This is a genomic window from Methylibium rhizosphaerae (assembly GCF_006386545.1).
Lineage (GTDB): Bacteria > Pseudomonadota > Gammaproteobacteria > Burkholderiales > Burkholderiaceae_C > Pseudorivibacter > Pseudorivibacter rhizosphaerae.
Genome location: NZ_SWAR01000003.1, coordinates 186644 through 203982, shown reverse-complemented (window position 1 = coordinate 203982; position 17339 = coordinate 186644). Strand labels below are relative to the sequence as shown.

Below are 17339 nucleotides of genomic sequence, written 5' to 3'. Positions count from 1 at the left end.
GATTTCAGTCCTTCTGGATCAGAGGGGTTTGATGGAGCCCGGCACGATGCGCGCGGTCTTGAACTGCTGCATCAGCGACAGCACCATCGGGTCGTTCTGGATCAGTTCTTCGGCGGCGCGCTGGCGGCGTTCGCGCTCGGCCATGTCGCGCAGGAACGGCGTGTCGGCCACAGCACCTGCCTCCAGCTCGAGCTTCACCGCATGGCCGAGCGACTTGGCCATGGCGGCCTCGAGGCGCTCGCGATGCGTGCCGCCGCGCAGCGTCTCGCGCTCGACGCGCAGGCGCCACAGCTGCGCCGCATCACCCTGCTCGATGGCCACGCACTGCCCCTGCATCGCGAGTTCACGCACCAGCGCGCCAATGGCGCCGGCATCGATGAGCGAACGCACCAGCGCCGCCCAGCGGTCGCCCAGTGCCAGCTCCGCAGCCGACAAGGCCGGTGCGGCAGGCGCCGCCGGCTCGGCGGCGCGCGGCTGTGCGCGCGGCACGATGATCTCGGCGGCTGGGGCCGGCCCGGGAGCGCCTGCCGCGGCGGCGTCGTCCGGCACGGCCGCATCGACCCACGGTGGAATCTCGGCGCTGCTCGAGCGGCTGGGCGCCGCCGGCGCACGCAGGGCCGCCGTGCGCGGCGCGGCCTGGGGCAGCGGAGCAGGCGCCGGGGCCGGGCGATGCAGCGCCTGCGCCGACTGCGCCATCGGCGAAGCCGTGCCGACCTTCGCAGCTGCCACGGGCCGCATCGGCGGTGCCGCCTGTGGCCGCTCGCCCTGGGGCTTGAAGGCCAGCAGGCGCAGCAGCACCATCACCAGGCCGCTGTATTCGTCCGGCGCCAGCGACAGCTCGCCGCGCCCATGGATCGCGATGCTGTAGAGCAGCTGGGTTTCGTCGGCCGGCAGCAGGCCGGCCAGGCGCTGCAGCGTCGGCGTTTCCGGGTCGGCCGCGTTGGCCGCGTCGGGCACGGCCTGCAGCACCGCCATCTGCTGCGCGATGCCGGCCAACTCCTCGAGCGCGCCGGCTGCCGAAAGCCCCATCGACCGCAGCGCATCCACCGTGGCCAGCAGCGCCGGCCCGTCGCCGGCCGCGAGTGCCTCGACGATGCGCACCACATGGCTGCGGTCAACCGCGCCCAGCATCTGGCGCACGCCCGACTCCTCGAGCTTGCCCGCGCCGAATGCGATGGCCTGGTCGGTGAGAGACAGCGCATCGCGCATCGAACCGCGAGCGGCCCGCGCCAGCAGGCGCAGCGCGCCGGGTTCGGCGGCAATGGCTTCGGCCTCGAGCACGCGCTGCAGGTGCTCGAGCACCGTCTCGGGTGCCATGGGCCGCAGGTTGAACTGCAGGCAGCGCGACAGCACCGTGACCGGCACCTTCTGCGGGTCGGTGGTGGCCAGCACGAACTTCAGGTATTCGGGCGGCTCCTCCAGCGTCTTCAGCATGGCGTTGAAGGCGGTGGTCGAGAGCATGTGCACTTCGTCGATCATGTAGACCTTGAAGCGCCCGACCACCGGCTTGTAGACGGCCTGGTCCAGCAGCTGAGAGATCTCTTCGACGCCGCGGTTCGAGGCCGCGTCGAGCTCAACGTAGTCGACGAAACGGCCGCTGTCGATGTCGCGGCAGGCGTCGCACCGGCCGCAGGGGTGCGCGGTGATGCCGCCGCCGCCGTCGGCGCCGGTGCAGTTGAGCGATTTGGCCAGGATGCGCGAGACGGTGGTCTTGCCCACGCCGCGCGTGCCGGTGAACAGGTAGGCATGGTGCAGCCGCTGCTGCGTGAGGGCATTGGACAGCGCCTGCACCACGTGCTCCTGGCCCACCATCTGCTCGAAGTTGAGCGGGCGGTACTTTCGGGCCAGGACGATGTAACTCATGGCGGGGCATTCTACGGGTCGCCCGGAGGTCGCCGCGGCCGCTGGCCGATAATCGCGCGTTCCGTCGATGCGCCTGCTGCCATGAACTCCACGCCCTCCACCGACACGCTCAGCTACGAACAAGCCGGCGTCAACTACGACCTGATCGACCCGCTCAAGGTCGCCGCGCAACGCGCCGCCAAGGACACCGCGAAGAACCTCGCGGCACACGGCTTCGGCGAGGTGGCCGCCTCGCGCGGCGAGTCGGCCTATGTGGTGGACGTGGGCCCCTTCTACCTGGCCTCGATCGTCGAATGCCTGGGCTCGAAGGCGCTCGTGGCCGACGAGATGGCCAAGCTCACCGGCCGCAGCTACTACGACGGCATCGCGCAGGACACCATCGCGATGGCGATCAACGACCTCATCACCGTGGGCGCCACGCCGCTGGTGGTGCAGGCCTACTGGGCCGCGGGCGGCTCCGAATGGTTCGGCGACGCGCAACGCGCGCAGGCCCTGGTGGCCGGCTGGAAGCGCGCCTGCGACGTGTGCGCGGTGGCCTGGGGCGGCGGCGAGACGCCGGCGCTCGCCGGCATCGTGGAAGCCGGCCGCATCGACCTGGCAGCCTCCTGCACCGGCATCATCAACCCGAAGGAGCGGCTGTCGGTGGGCGACAAGCTCGGCGCGGGCGATGCGATCGTGCTGCTGGCCTCGAGCGGCATCCATGCCAACGGCCTGAGCCTCGCGCGCAAGCTGGTCGAGCGGCTGCCGCAGGGCTATCTCACGCCGGTGACCTCTTCGCTCAACTACGGCGAGGCGCTGCTCGCGCCGACCGTGCTGTATTCGCCGGTCACCGAGGCGCTCTACAAGGCGGGCATCACGCCGCACTACTGCGCCAACATCACCGGCCACGGCTGGCGCAAGCTGCTGCGCCACCCGGCGGCCTTCACCTACCGCATCCACAGCGTGCCGGAAGTGACGCCGGTGCTGCGCTTCATCCAGCAGCATGCCAAGCAGGACGATCGCGAGGCCTACAGCACGCTCAACATGGGCGCCGGCTTCGCGCTGTTCGTGAAGGCTGCCGATGCGCAGCGCACCGTCGAGATCGCGCAGGCCCAGGGCATCCAGGCACTGGTCGCCGGCACGGTGGAGGCCGGCCCCAAGAAGCTGCTCATCGAGCCGCTGGGCATCGAGTTCGGCGACGACGACCTGCAGCTGCGCTGAGCGGCCGGCGCCATCGGTTGTTTCACCGAGCGTGGAATCACGTACCCAACGTAGTTCCACGCATGCGACCGGTGCGGGTGCCGCCTAAAACATGCCTACACGTTGCGCCGCGATGCCTTGGTGCCGCCGCAAACGCCGGAGGCAACCATGCAGTACCCGCCCGACCTGTGCACCGACCACCGCCCCACTGTGGGCAACGAAGAGCTGCTCGCGCGGCTGAAACGCGCCGAGAGCTTCAACCGCAGCGTCTCGCATGACCTGCGCGGGCCGCTGGCCGGCCTGTGCGGCCTGGCCCAGCTGACCTCCATCGCACTGCGCAAAGGCGACACGGAAAGCGCCGCGGAACTCGTGGCAGGCACTTCGCGCCAGCTGTCGATGCTGGTCGAGATGGTGGACGGCCTGTTGTCCCTCGCGAGCGCCAATGAAGCGCCGCTCGCACTCTCGGAGACAGACCTCGAAGGCTGTGCAACGCAGGCGCTGGAGCTCGTGCGCCTCGGCCTCGCGCACAAGCTGCCCGGTGCGCGCATGCCGGCCGTTCACATCGACCGGCTGCCTCGCTCAACGGCCGATGCCCGGCTGATGCGGCAGGTGTTCGCCAACCTGCTGTGCAATGCCGCCAAGTTCACCCAGCCGGTCGCGCAGCCGCGCATCGAGGTCGGCTTCATCCCCGGCGACCATGCATCGACATCGGTCCAGTACGTGCGGGACAACGGCATCGGCTTCGATCCGAAACATGCGGCGAAGCTCTTCGAGCCGTTTCGCCGCCTGCACGGCGCCGGCTTCCACGGCAGCGGCCTGGGCCTGAGCATCGTGCGCAGCATCGTCGAGCGCCACGGCGGGCGCGTATGGATCGAGTCGGAGCCCGGCGTGGGCACCACCGTCTTCTTCACGATCGCTGCCTTTCCCGGGACTGTTCGTCCGCTGGCCTACAATCGCGCCTGACGGGCCTCCCCGCATGGGGGCGCGGCCAACCGGGTCAGGTCGGGAACGAAGCAGCCCTAACCGTTTGCCTTCAGTGCCGGGGGTAAGGCTCGTCACCCACCCCCACCTCCCCTTCTCCCCTCCATAGCGCCTCGGCAGACAAAGTGTTGCACTTTGGTCGAAGCGTGCGTGCGCCTGCCACGTGCCCGGTGTACTCCCTGTAGTTCAACCGACTCGCTGACGAAACGGCGTTCTTCCGCCGACTACTCGCCTCCCCGCGAACCGCGCAGCACCCGCGATTGCTGCGACGCAGCGTGCCTGCCCGCGCTTCGGTTCATAGAGTCGCGCCCGCTCCGGCTGTGTGATGAGCGAGTGAACGAGCGTGTTGAACAACGAGGAGATTGCGATGAGTACATCCGTCCTGCGGCGATCCAGGGGCTTCGCCGCGGCTGCCTTGCTGGGTCTGGGCTTGCTGGGCAGTGCACAAGCCCAGAGCCGAACGGCCTTCGTGCAGCTGTTCGAGTGGAAGTGGACCGACGTGGCGAAGGAATGCGAAACCTTCCTCGGTCCGAAAGGCTTCGCGGCGGTGCAGGTGTCGCCGCCCAACGAGCACAACTGGGTGACCAGCGGCGACGGCGCGCCCTACCCGTGGTGGATGCGCTACCAGCCGGTGAGCTACAGCCTCGACCGCAGCCGCAGCGGCACGCGCGCCGAGTTCTCGGACATGGTGAGCCGCTGCAATGCCGCAGGCGTGGCCATCTACGTGGACGCGGTCATCAACCACATGTCGGGCGGCGCCAGCGGCACGTCGAGCGCGGGCAACGGCTGGACCGGCCACAACTACCCGCGCGTGCCGTACGGCTCCAGCGACTTCCACCAGCCGGTGTGCGGCATCGACAACTACAACGACGCGTGGAACGTGCAGAACTGCGAGCTCTCGGGCCTGCAGGACCTCAACACCGGCGCGGCCTACGTGCGCGGCAAGATCGCCGACTACCTGGTGGACCTGGTGAACCTGGGCGTGAAGGGCTTCCGCGTCGACGCGGCCAAGCACATCAGCCCCGCCGACCTGGGCGCGATCATCGACGGCGTCAACTCACGCGTCGCCAACAAGCCGTACTGGTTCCTCGAAGTCATCGGCGCCTCGGGCGAAGCGGTGCAGCCCGGCCAGTACTTCGGCCTGAACGGCAACCTCGTCAACGTGACCGAGTTCGCCTACGGCCCGCAGCTGCATGGCAAGTTCGCCGGCGGCGGCAAGCTGGCCGACCTGCGCACCTTCGGTGAAAGCTGGGGCCTCATGCCCGGCAACCGCGCGGTGGCCTTCACCGACAACCACGACAAGCAGCGCGGCCACGGCGGCGGCGGCAACTACCTCACGTACCACAACGGCGCGACCTACGACCTGGCCAACGTGTTCATGCTGGCCTGGCCCTACGGCTACCCGGCGCTGATGTCGAGCTATGCCTTCAACAAGTCGACCAGCTACGACACCAGCTACGGCCCGCCCCACTACAGCGGCGGCGCCACCAAGGGCCCGTGGGACGGCGGCGTGGCCAACCCCGACTGCTTCAGCCAGAGCGTGGGCGGCTGGGTGTGCGAGCACCGTTTCCGGCCGATCGCCAACATGGTGGGCTTTCGCAATGCCACGGTGTCGAACTGGAGCGTAAGCAACTGGTGGGACAACGGCAACAACCAGATCGCCTTCAGCCGCGGCAACCTGGGCTTCGTGGTCATCAACAAGGAAGGCTCCTCGCTCACGCGCACCTTCCAGACCGGCCTGCCGGCGGGCAACTACTGCGACGTGATCTCGGGCGACTTCAGCGGCGGCAGCTGCAGCGGCACGGTGGTGGCGGTGGACACCGCCGGCAATGCGACGCTGACGGTGGCCGCCTACAGCGCAGCCGCCCTGCATGCCGGCGCGAAACAGGGAACGACCAACGGCGGCAGCGCCAGCGTCACCTTCAACGCGGCGGCCAGCACCAGCTACGGGCAGAACATCTTCGTCGTCGGCAACGTGCCCGCCCTGGGCAACTGGAGCCCGGCCGCGGGGGTGGCGCTGACCTGGATCTCCGGCAGCGGCACGCAGGGCAACTGGCGCGTCAGCAACGTGGCGCTGCCGGCGGGTTCGTCCATCCAGTACAAGTACATCAAGAAGGACGGCAGCGGCAACGTGGTGTGGGAAAGCGGCGCCAACCGGGCGCTCAACACCGTGGGCGCCGGAGGCTCGCAGGCGGTGAACGACACCTGGAAGTGATGCGGATCGGACAGCGGCGGCGTCAGCCGTTGTTCGCCGTCCTGAAGGCCATCACCGCCTGGTTGCGCAAGGTGCGCAGCAGCGAGAGTTCCTTTTCCGACAGGGAAATGCCGCCCGGCTTGGCCTTGTCGGCGTAGATGAGCCCGAAGGTGGCGTTCTTCATCTGCAGCGGCAGCAGCAGGAAGGTGGGCGCCCTGACCTTCTCGCGAAACCAGGCCGGCAGGCGCGACTCGATGTGGCCGGTGGCGTCGGAGATCATCGTGTCGGCGCCCTTCAGGCACACGGCGGTGAAGAGGTCCGGATTGCTGCCCGCCGCCACCGAAAGCGGCACCTGGAACAGGGCCACCACCGGCTCGGCGCCTTCGCCGAGGCCGAAGCGACCGACCAGGCGGCCCGTCCTGGCGTCGCGCAGGCAGAACACCACCCGGCGGAAGCCCAGCGCGCGGTACATGGTCTCGAGGATCATGCGCAGCACTTCGTTGAGCTTGAAGTTCTCGACCACCATCGAGTTGGTGATGTCCTGGATGCCGGCCGCCAGCACGTGGGCCGGGTCTTCATGCGGCGGCAGCGCATCGAGCGGCAGCGGCGCGGTGGCTTCGAGCTGGTGGCGCGACAGCGTGTCGGTCATCGGGTCGCGTTCGGACCCATCCTTCGGCGGCTGCGGCTTCGGCTCCAGCAGGCGCTCGGCCGGCGAGCCGGGCTTCAGGTGAAGCTGCAGCCCGGCGGCCAGCTGGGTGAGCCTCGAACGTGAACGCACCACCGCGTCCTGCACGTCCTTGGGGTTCAGCCCCAGCGCCTTGGCATGGCGTTCGGCCACCTGGGCGACCAGCCGGGGCGCATCCTGCGGCTCGGCATGCAGCATCACATCGGCCACCTCGTTGGCGGCGGTGGCCAGCCACCGCAGGCGCTCCGGCGTCTGCTTCGGCGTCTCGGTGGGCGGCGTGCCGGTGGCCGCGCGCATGCAGCGCTGCAGCGTGTCGGGCAGGCCCCAGGACCTGGCAACGCCGAGGCCCAGTTCTTCGTAGCTCAGGCCGAGCACGGAGGCGGAGGCGGCCTGCTCGTTCATCGGCTGCCGCGGCGTCTCGCGGGCCAGGGTGACGCCCGGGTGCACCAGCGAGCGGATCTGCTCGGCCTCTTCATGGAAGTAGAACTCGGTGAGCAGCCGCCCCAGGCCCTGGAACATCGAGCCGATGAAGGCCTCTTCGCTTTCGCTGGTCACCGGGCTCAGCTCGCTGGCCAGCGTGCCGGCCATCAGCGAGCGCAGGAACTCCTGCTTGATCTGGTCGGCATGCAGCTTGTCGTTCATGTGCTCCAGCAGCACGAGCGACAAGGCCAGGTTGCGGATGCCCGCAAAGCCCACCAGCGCCACCGCACGCGACACGGTGCTGATGGTGCCGCCGCCGGCATGCTGGAAATGCGCGGTGTTGACCAGGCGCAGCAGCTTGTGGGTGAGGGCCACGTCCTTGAGGATCTCGCTGGACAGGCTGGAAAGGCTTTCGTTCTCGCTGGTGGCCACCCGCTGGATGCTGGCCACCGAATCGCTCAACGCCGGGAAGTCGCTCTTGTGGCGCATGCGCCGCAGCAGGAACTCGAGCGTGCCGCTGGCGTTGGACCTGGCAGCTGCGGGCCCGGTGCCGGCGCTGCCATCGTCCGCCGCAGGGCTCTTGGGCGCGAGCCAGGCCATCAGCGAGTTGCGCATCTCCCCGGCATGGGCAAAACGAACCGAAGGCTCGCGCGCCAGCGCACGCTGCACCAGCGCACGCAGGCCGTCGTCCACCGGCTGCGGCATCGCCGCGGGCAGGCTCAGGTCTTCATGGGCGATGCGGTACATCGCGCGCGGCATGTCCGCCTCGGCGATGAGCGGCTTGCCGGTCATCAGTTCGGCCAGCACCAGGCCGGCGGCAAACACGTCCATCGACGGCGCCGGCGGCAGGCCCCTCACCGCTTCCGGCGACAGATAGCCGGGGCTGCCCGCGGGCACGGCGCCGTCGGTGTCGCCCGAGCTCACCGCGATGCCGAAGTCCGTGACGCGGGCACGGCCGGCGGAGTCGAGCAGGATGTTGGAAGGCTTGAGGTCGCGGTGCACCACGCCCGAGGCATGCGCATGCGCCAGTGCGTCGAGCACGCCCAGCATCAGCTCGGCGGCGGCGCGCGGCGCATACGCGCCGTGCTGCCTGAGCCTGTCGGCCAGCGACTGGCCGGGCACGAACTCGAAGACGATGTAGGGCTGGGCGCCGCTGCCGTCGGCATGCACGTCGGCCTCGAACACCGGGACGACGTGCGGGTGGGCCAGCCGGCCCACCGTGCGAGCCTCGCGCAGCCATTGCTCCAGCGCGGCGGCGGCGTCCCCGCCGGCCGCACCGCCAGCAGGCAGGCGCATCAGCTTGATCGCCACCTCGCGTTCGAGGCGCGGATCGAAACCCAGCCACACGGTGCTCTGGGCACCACGGCCGAGCACGCGCTTCAGTTCGAAGCGGCCCAGGGTGGGGACGGGGGCGGCGGCGCTGCTGGACATGAGTGCGAAAGGTGCAGCACCCATTGGACCCTACCCCGCCCGCGCCGATGCCGGGATGAGCGGGGTGCGCCGGGCTTATTTCACGTCAACCGGCGGCGCGTTCTGCGGCCGGCAGGCCGTCGGCCAGGCGCCGGCCTTTCTGCAACGCCTCCTGCAGTTCCTTGGGCGTGAAGCCGAGCGCACGCGCATAGCGCTGGACGATCGCATTCATGGCCGAGGGCTGCTTGAGCGCCGGCAGCAGCAGCACGTCGACCGCCTCGTTGGCCGCGCTGGCCACACAGCGCAGCAGGCCGTACCGGTCGTCCGGCTTGTGCACCGACTTGTCGGTGGGCAGCCGTCGCATGATCTGCAGCATGGCCTCGTGCAGGCCCCAGTAGCGCGCCACCGCCACGCCCAGGGATTCGAGGTCGGCGCCCAGCACCGCACTGGCGGCGGCCACCTCGTTCATGCCGGGCTGCTCGGGTGCGTCGGGTTCGGGCCTGGGCCCGGGGAGCATGAGCTGGCGGATCTGCTCGGCTTCTTCAGGGAAGTGGTAGAGCACGAGCAGGCGCCCCAGGCTCTGGAGCAAGGCGCCGAGCAAGGCCTCTTCGGCATCGAGTCCGGCCGGGCACAGCATTTCGGCCACATGCGCACCGAAGCGCGCACGGTAGAGCCCGCGCTCCAGCGCCTGCGCCGGCTTTTCGCCCAGCGGCCCCGGCCAGCCCCGCAGGCCGCTGGCAGCGCTGCGCACACCCTGCAGGCCGATCAGCAGCACGGCACGCCGCACGGTGGTGACCGGCGCATCGCCATGGCCTGCGAACTGGGCCGCATTCACCGTGCGCAGCAGCTCGAAGGCCAGCGCCGGGTCCTGCACGATCACGTCGACCATCTCGTCGATGCGCTGGCGCTCCATGGCCACCAGCCGGGCCACACGCTGGGTCAGCCCGGACCGTGCCGGCAGGTGCCCCGCGGCCCGCATGCGGTCGAGCAGCAGCGGCAGCGGGCCGCCGTCTTCCTGTGCCTGGGCCTCCTGCCAGCCGCGCAGCGCACGCAGCAGCGTGCGGGCGCTCAGGTAGCGCTGGCGCTGCGCTCGTTCGGTGCTGCGGTTGACGATGGCCCGCAGGGTGTCGGGCACCGGCTGCGGCGTGGTCCACGGGAGGCGGACGATCTCCTGGCCGACCAGGTCGGCCGCCAGCGCGATGTCGGGCTGGTCGAGCGCCGGGTGGTCGGCCAGCAGGCCATGCAGCAGCAGGCCGATGGCCACGAGGTCGCGTTCACCGGCCGCGCGCTGCGAACGCAGCTGCGAAGGGTCGAGCGCGAGAGAGCCGCCGGCGGCAGCGGCCGGCGCGGCGTCCGCTGCGCCGGCATCCGACCCGGCAGCCAGGGACAGCGCAAGTACCTGCACGCGGCCGTTGCTGTCGATCCAGAGGTTGTGGGCGGCGATGTCGCCATGGGCCACCCCTGCCTCGTGGGCATAGGCCAGGCCCTCCAGCGCGTCGCAGGTCCAGGCCACGGCCTCAGCCGGACCCGGCACCGGGTGGGTCGCCAGGTGCTCCGCCAGCGTCGCGCCGGCGGGCGGCTGGCTCACCATGTAGGGCCAGCGTTCCTCGACGCCCGTCTCGAGCACCGGCACGAGGTGGGGATGGTTCAGCCGCGCAGCGGCTTGCGCCGCCTGTTGCCACCGTTCGAGGGCCTGAGCGTCGGCCGGCTGCTGCCGGGGCAGGCAGATCACCAGCTCCAGCCCGGCCCGTTCGTCATAGCCCAGCCAGTTCATCGTGCGCGAGCTCTTGCCGAGCAGGCGACGCAGCTCGAACCGTCCGAATCGGCGTGTGGTCAGTGAACCGGCGGTAGCGGGCATGCGGTCTGCAAGACAGAAGAAGGCTTGGGGAGTTGGCCCGATTGGATCGCAGGCCGCAATAGGCAAAGCCTTGATGAGGGTGGCGAATTCATGGTTTCTTCCACGGCAAGTGCCACTACTGCACTTCGACCAGGCGTCCTGCGCCGGTGATGAACGCGGCTCGCACCTCCTCGCCGGGCTGGGCCGCCTGCACGGCGGCGCGGTAGCGGGCCAGCTGGTCGCGGTAGGCCGCCAGTTCCTGCGGGGCGTGCTGCAGCTTGTAGTCGAGCACCCACCATTGGCGGCCGGCCTGGGTGTCCAGCGCCACCAGGCGGTCCAGCCGGAGCACCTCGCCACCCCAGGCCATGGGCACTTCGTTGCCGGCCCAGGCGAGGCCGGCGGGGTCGAGCAGGTGGGCCGCCTCGGCGCTGTGCAGCACCGGAAGCACCAGCGCCTTGATGGCCGCGGAGGTGCTGCCGGGCAGGCCGAGTTCGGCGGCGGCAGCCGCCACGGCCGTGGCAAGGGCCGCATCGTCGCGTTGCGGCACCGGCCGGGCGGTGAGCCATTCGAGCACACGGTGCACGGCACGGCCGAGCAAGGCCGCCTGGTCACCGCGGGCCGCAGGGGCGGACGGCGGCTCCGGCTCTCGCGTCTGGCGCTGCAGGCGAGGCAGCACCGGCAGCACGACAGGCTTGCGCCGCTCCTGCTCGCCGGCGCCATGGCCCGACGGGGCCGGCCGCCAGGGCTCGGCCGGCAGCACCGGGACCAGGCGCTGCCACCATGAGGGCGCGCCGGCGTCGCGATGCGGCTCGGTGCGGCTGAACACGAGCAGCTCCGCCGCACGCGTCATGGCGACATACAGGCCGTTGAGTTCTTCGCGGGCCTGCGCCTCGCGCTCGCGCTCGAGCAGCGGCTTCAGCGACGGCGGGCAACGGGCCATCGAGGCGACGAAGGCGCAGCACGCCGGGTGGGTGGCATCGACCGGCCATTCCACCAGCAGCGTGGCCGATTCCTGCTGCGGCGGCGCCGGGTCTGCGTCCATCACGAACACCGCTCGGGCCTCCAGCCCCTTTGCGCCGTGCACGGTGAGTAGCTGCACCGCCTCGGGGTGCGCGCGTGGCGGCACCTGGACCGCCCGCCGCTTGAGCGCACGCACGAAGTTGTAGGGCGTGGCGTAGCGAGCGCCGTCGAGCAGCAGCGCCTGGTTCACCAGCGCGTCGATCTGCTCCAGCGCCAGCGCCCGTGCATTGGGCGGCACCACCGCGGCATAGCGCTCGCGCACCTGGCCTTGCGACACGATGCGCTCGAGCAGGTCGTGCGGCGGCAGCTGCGCGGCCAGTTGCTGCCATTGCGGCAGCAACTGGCGGGCACGCTGCAAGGCCGGGCTGCCGCCGCGGCCCTGCATCACCGCCAGCCACCACTGGCGCGGACCGGCCTGCCCCTCCCGCAGGGCGGTCTGCACCTGCGCGGCGAGCTCCAGCAGTTCCTCGTCGCTCGCGCCGAACAGCGGACTCTTGAGCACTTGCGCCAGCGACAGGTCATGGTGCGGCGACACAAGAACGTCCAGCAAGGCCACCAGGTCGCGCACCTCGGGCGCGTCCATCAGCGCGTGTTCCTCCGGGGCCACGTGCGGCAGGCGCTGCTCGCGCAAGGCTTCGCCCAGCACGCGCAGATGCGCCCGCTTGCGGCTCAGCACGAAGATGTCGCCCGGCGCCCAGCCCTGCTCCACCAGCTCGGCGACGGCGAGTGCCACGTGGCGCGCCTCGGCCATGCGCAATGCTTCTTCCGGCTCGAAGCGCGGCTGCGTCAGCGAGTCGCGCCAGTCCAGGAGCCTGGCCGCCGCCACCTTCTCGGGCCGCGGGACGCCGGGCAGCGCACGCACCTCGCCGGCCGCCTGCGATTCGGTGGTGTGGCTGCGAAAGCCCGGCATCAGGCCTTCGGCCGCCGCCTGCTCGAACACCGGGTTCAGCGCAGCGATCACCGCCGGGGCGTTGCGCCGCGTGTGGTCGCAGGCGAGCAGCGCACCGCCCAGCGCTTCGCGCACGAAATGCTGGGCCGCCTCGAACACGCGCGGCTCGGCACGGCGGAACCGGTAGATGCTCTGCTTGGGGTCGCCCACGATGAACACCGAGGGCGCCCCCTGCCCGCCGCCCGCGCCGGCATAGCCCGCGAGCCAGGCGTGCAGCGCATGCCATTGCAGCGGGCTCGTGTCCTGGAACTCGTCGATCAGGAGATGGCGCACGCGGGCGTCGAGCCGCTCCTGCACCCAGCCGGCCAGCGTGGCGTCGCGCAGCAGCGCGAGGGCACAGCGCTCCAGGTCGGCCATGTCTGCGAGGCCGCGGGCCTGCTTCACGTCGCGATAGCGCGCCAGCAGCACGCGCGACAGGCGCACGAGGCGCAGGTGCTCCTCGCGCGCCGCGTGCTGGTCGAGCGCGGTGCGAATGTGCTGCAGGCTGTCGCACAGCGACGGCTGCTCGGGCCGGTCGCCCAGCTTGCGCGGCGTGCCGTTCCCGGTGAAGAGGGCCTTCCAGACTCCTTCGAACGCTGCCTGGTCGTCAGGCTCGCCGAGCGCCATTTCGAGCACCTGGGCGATCTTCGTCTGCGTGGACTTGCCCGAGGCGCCCAGCGCGCCGGCGAACTGCCACAGCGCGTTCGTGAGCGCAGGGCCACGCAGCAGGCCGGCGGGCGTGGGCAGTCCGGCGCATTCGGGCCACAGCGCGGCGGGATCGGCCACGCTGTCCTCCAGCGTGCCGGCGGCATCGGCCAGCTCCAGCTCGATGCGCTTGTCGAGCGCAGCCTCCAGCCATTTGTGCGTGGTGAAGCGCCCGCGCGCCAGCACCAGCGCGGTGTAGTCGGCGCGCAGCTCCGGCTGTGCGGCCACTTCGGCCAGGAACGCCCGCCACACCTGCGGCAGCAGCTCGGTGATGTCTTCGACCAGCTCCATCTCCGGCTGCAGGCCGAGTTCGGCCAGCAGCTCCAGCGGCGCCTGGCGCAGCAGCTGGGAGAACCAGCCGTGGAAGGTCCGGATCTCGACCGGCCGGCCGCCCGCGAGGACGCGTTCGTACAGCGCCGCGAGCGCGGGGGCCTGCTGCTGCGCTTCGTCGGGCCGCAGGCCGCGCTGCACCAGCGCCTTCACCCGGTCGGCTTCACCGGCCAGCGCGAACTCGCGCAACCAGTCCGACAGCCGCTGGCGCATTTCGCCGGCCGCCTTCTTGGTGAAGGTGATCGCCAGGATCTCCTGCGGATGCGCGCCGTCGAGCAGTGCACGCAACATGCGCGACACCAGCATCCAGGTCTTGCCCGCCCCGGCACAGGCCTCCACCACCAGGCTGCGCCGCGGGTCACAGGCGGTTTCGTAGAAGGCCTCGCGGGTGACCGTGCGGCCGTCGATGGCGTAGGCGGGGCGCGCCGGGTTCGTCGTCATCGGTCGCCCTCGTCGTCCGGCGCCCAGTGGTCGCGGCGGCACAGGCCGCGGGCGGCGCAGTAGTCGCAGGCGACTCCCTCCCCCAGCGCCGGCAAGGCGGCGCCGCCGGCGATGCGCTGCAGGTCGCTGGCCAGGCCTTCGAGCAGCTGTTGCGCGGTGTCGCCGACCGCCTCGTGCGGCAGCCACTTGACGTCCTTGCCGTCGAGCGAAAGGTAGCCGGCTTCGACGCCGGTGTCGTCCGGCGATCCGTAGCGGGCCCCCTCCAGCAGGGCCGCGTAGAACGGCAGCTGCGTGTCTTCCAGCGGTTCGGCGAGCTTGCCCTTCAGCCGGGCCGCACTGCTGGCCTTGTAGTCGACGATGCGCACGCGCGCCTCGCCGCCTTGGCGCACCCGGTCGACGCGGTCGAGCCGGCCGTGCAGCTGGGTGGGCGGCAGCCCGGGCAGCGCCAGTTCATCGGGCTGCCAGGCGAGCTCGACCTCGCCTTGCACGAAGGCGGCGCCGGCCTTTTCCTGGTCGTGCAGCCACTGCACGTAGTGCGGCGCCAAGCGCTCGAAGGCGGTGGCGAACGGCAGGAACTCCGCGTCGGCCCAGCCTTGCTCGGCCTGCACCGCCCGCGCACTGGCGAGCAGTTGCGCGAGGTCGTCCGCATCGGGCCATGGCGCCGCCTGCCGGTCTGCATGAAAGCGATGCAGCACCGCATGCAGCCAGGTGCCGTAGTCGCGCGCCTCGACGGTGTCGTCGAGTTCGTCGGCTTCGCGCAGCCCCATCGACTTGAGCGCCAGAAAGCGATACGGGCAGGCGCGCAGGTGTGCATAGGCGGTGGCGTCGAACCGGCGCGGCCACAGTGCCTGCCTGGCTTGGCCGCCGAGCACCGGCCGCGGCATGGGCTGGGGGCGGGGCGCAACGGTTTCGGTGGGCCGCGGATCGATGGCCGGGGGCAGCTCGATGCCCGAGCGCTGGAAGTGCAGCTGCAGGCGCTCCAGCAGCGGGCTCGGGGCGAGCGGCTGGTCGCCTTCGGAGCGGCGCCGCAGCAGCGTCAGTTGCGGGTGCCTCAGCAGCAGCGCGAACGCCAGCAGTTCGGACTCGCTGCGATCCCGCTGCGTCGGCAGGCCCAGTTCCGCCGCGGCGGCTTCGCCGACCAGCGGCGAACCGTTGCCAGGCGCTCCCAGGTGGTTCTCGTCGGCTCCGGGCATCACGACGGCGGCGAAGGGGCGCAGCACCGCACGCGAGAGCGGCGTGATCACGACATCGGCGCGCTCGGCCAGCGGATCGGGCCGGAACGACACTTGTTCCAGCACGTCGTCGACCCAGGCCAGCAGGCCGCCCAAATCCACACGGGCACCGCGTGCGGCGGTGTCCCATGCGAGCCCGGCACCGACCTCCGGATCGAGACGCAACGCGACCAGCACCTGGCGGCCAGCGGCGTCGGCAGAGAGCGAGTCCCATGCACCACAAGCCACCAGGGCCTTGCGCAGGATGGCCAGCGCCTCCGGCAGGCTCTTGCGGCCGACGTCCTGCACGGGCTGCAGCACCTCGCGCGCAGCCAGCCACAGGGCCGCCGCCTCGGCATGCAGGCGAGGCGCGTGCTGCGCATCGAAGCCCCAGGCCCGGGTGATGCCGGCGCGGCGCAGGTGGAACTCGAGCCGGCCGATGCGTTCGGCCGGTGGCAGGCACGCGGCATGCAGGCCCGGCCACGAAGCCATGCCGGACTTGAACCAGTCCAGCCAGTCGTCGCTGCCCGCCAGCGGACGCGCGGCACGCAGCAAGGTCATGACCGCCGCACCGGCGCGTGTGGTCGAAAGCTTCCAGCCGCTCTCGTCTGCCACCGTCACGCCGCTGCGCTCCAGCAGCGCATGCACCCGGCGCACGAGCACCCGGTCCTGAGCGACCAGCAGCACCGGCGCTTCGCCGGCGGCCAGGTGATGCAGCACCTGCCCAGCGGCACGCTGAGCCTCGTCCTCGGCGTCTGCGGCGACCGCCACTCGAGGTGTGAGCACCGCCTCGAAGGCCCGCTGCGGCTCGGCGTCGGCGACCAGGCGCAGGGCCGGCAGGCCGATGCCGGCCGCGTGATGCAGCACCGTGTCGACGAGGGCGTCACGCCCTGCTGCCACCAGCCCGGCCCAGGCCCCGCCGTGCGGCTCGAACAGCACATCAGTGACAGGCGCACTGGACGCCGCGGCCCACTCCAGCGCCACGCGCGCCAACAGGCGCTCGGTGCTGCCGATGTTGCCGGCAGGATTGAGCAGGACGCGAGCGCGCTGCCAGTAGGCAGCGCGCTCTGCCGGAAGCACGGCCGCAGCCTTGCGGGCGAAGGCGTGGGCGGTCTCGACGACACGGGCCACGCCCTGATCGAAGGCGCGCCGGTCGGTGCGCGCCCAGTCGAGCGCCCAGCTCTGCGAACGCAGGAGCCCCGCCGCCGTGAGCCGGTCGGTGGTCACGTCGAAGCTGACGTCCGAGGCGACACCTGCATGCGCCGGTGCCAGCGAAACCGCGAGCGTCTGCGGCGTCTCGAACCGCGGCGACCAGCCGCCCGGCGAAACGCCCGCCCACGCCTCGCGCGCCCAGGGCAGCAACTGAGCGAACGGCAGCAGCACGGTGAGGTCGCGCGGCGAAACGCCCGCTTCGAGAGTCCAGCCGGCCAACCGTTCGGCAAACTGCCGCCACCATGCGGGCGTCACCGCCGCAAGGGCCAGGGCACGGGATTCGAGGGAGGTCGTCAAGGCAGGGGGAAAGGCGCTTTGCGGCTATCAAGCCCATAGCGGCCACGGGGCGCCGCTTGAGAACGAGGCAGTAGGCTTTATGTCAGAATCATTGTGCCTTGGCCCTGGTGCCTGCCTGAGGATCAAAAAATGAGCAGTGAACTGATCAAACACATCTCCGACGCGTCCTTCGATGGTGACGTCCTGAAGGCCGACAAGCCGGTGCTGGTGGACTACTGGGCCGAGTGGTGCGGCCCCTGCAAGATGATCGCCCCGATCCTCGACGAAGTCGCCAAGGACTACGGCAGCAAGCTGCAGATCGCAAAGATGAACGTCGACGAGAACCGCGAAGTGCCGGCCAAGTTCGGTATCCGCGGCATCCCCACCCTGATGCTGTTCAAGGGCGGCCAGCTGGCCGCCACCAAGGTGGGTGCTCTTTCCAAGGCCCAGTTGACGGCCTTCCTCGACGGTCACCTATAATCCCGCCAATTGCACCGGGCGAGTGAGCCACAAGCCACCGCCCGGCTGCCCTTGATAGCCACGACGCAAGGCTTCATTCGCGTCGAGTCGGCCCCAACATCCCGCGTTCAGTACTTAGACGCTCGATTGCGAGGTTGTGCGAGAGACACGCACATCCGCCGCCGACA

At 70.8% G+C, this 17339-nt stretch carries 9 protein-coding genes and 1 other RNA gene; 5 read left to right on the top strand and 5 right to left on the bottom strand.

All coding sequences use genetic code 11. The annotated features are described in order from the left end of the window. Nucleotides 1-18 precede the first annotated feature (18 nt). Nucleotides 19-1863 carry a DNA polymerase III subunit gamma/tau gene (gene dnaX / locus E8D38_RS03575; protein ID WP_140626356.1) on the bottom strand — a complete coding sequence of 615 codons (1845 nt, stop codon included), beginning with the start codon at nucleotides 1861-1863 and terminating at the stop codon, nucleotides 19-21. Nucleotides 1864-1944: 81 nt separating this feature from the next. Between dnaX and E8D38_RS03570 the strand changes: the two genes are divergently transcribed. The 4 genes from E8D38_RS03570 to E8D38_RS03555 all read left to right on the top strand — a co-directional run bounded on the left by E8D38_RS03570 (nucleotide 1945) and on the right by E8D38_RS03555 (nucleotide 6238). After that, nucleotides 1945-3063: an AIR synthase-related protein gene (locus E8D38_RS03570; RefSeq protein ID WP_140626355.1), complete on the top strand. Its 1119-nt coding sequence runs from the start codon at nucleotides 1945-1947 to the stop codon at nucleotides 3061-3063. A gap of 147 nt (nucleotides 3064-3210) precedes the next feature. After that, complete coding sequence (locus tag E8D38_RS03565; RefSeq protein WP_140626354.1) at nucleotides 3211-4005, top strand: sensor histidine kinase; 795 nt, start codon at nucleotides 3211-3213, stop codon at nucleotides 4003-4005. Beyond that, nucleotides 4004-4102, top strand: an RNA gene (gene ffs / locus E8D38_RS03560) — signal recognition particle sRNA small type. Before E8D38_RS03565 ends, ffs begins: the two co-directional genes overlap by 2 nt. Before the next feature lie 288 nt (nucleotides 4103-4390). Further along, complete coding sequence (locus E8D38_RS03555) at nucleotides 4391-6238, top strand: carbohydrate-binding module family 20 domain-containing protein (protein ID WP_181178910.1); 1848 nt, start codon at nucleotides 4391-4393, stop codon at nucleotides 6236-6238. A 22-nt stretch (nucleotides 6239-6260) separates the two neighbouring features. Here the strand turns inward: E8D38_RS03555 and E8D38_RS03550 are convergent, their stop codons facing one another. From E8D38_RS03550 to E8D38_RS03535, 4 genes are all read right to left on the bottom strand, one after another. Continuing rightward, complete coding sequence (locus E8D38_RS03550) at nucleotides 6261-8753, bottom strand: serine/threonine protein kinase (RefSeq protein WP_140626353.1); 2493 nt, start codon at nucleotides 8751-8753, stop codon at nucleotides 6261-6263. Between the two features lie 85 nt (nucleotides 8754-8838). Continuing rightward, nucleotides 8839-10590 carry a serine/threonine protein kinase gene (locus E8D38_RS03545; protein WP_140626352.1) on the bottom strand — a complete coding sequence of 584 codons (1752 nt, stop codon included), beginning with the start codon at nucleotides 10588-10590 and terminating at the stop codon, nucleotides 8839-8841. Between the two features lie 115 nt (nucleotides 10591-10705). Next, the gene (locus E8D38_RS03540; protein ID WP_140626351.1) at nucleotides 10706-13993 is read right to left on the bottom strand and encodes a UvrD-helicase domain-containing protein; all 3288 of its coding nucleotides are present in this window, start codon (nucleotides 13991-13993) and stop codon (nucleotides 10706-10708) included. Then, nucleotides 13990-16713 carry a PD-(D/E)XK nuclease family protein gene (locus tag E8D38_RS03535; protein WP_140626350.1) on the bottom strand — a complete coding sequence of 908 codons (2724 nt, stop codon included), beginning with the start codon at nucleotides 16711-16713 and terminating at the stop codon, nucleotides 13990-13992. The genes E8D38_RS03540 and E8D38_RS03535 overlap by 4 nt, the downstream gene beginning before the upstream one ends. 129 nt (nucleotides 16714-16842) lie before the next feature. Here E8D38_RS03535 and trxA point away from each other — a divergent pair, with 129 nt between their 5' ends. Then, nucleotides 16843-17172: a thioredoxin TrxA gene (gene trxA / locus E8D38_RS03530; RefSeq protein ID WP_140626349.1), complete on the top strand. Its 330-nt coding sequence runs from the start codon at nucleotides 16843-16845 to the stop codon at nucleotides 17170-17172. Nucleotides 17173-17339 lie beyond the last annotated feature (167 nt).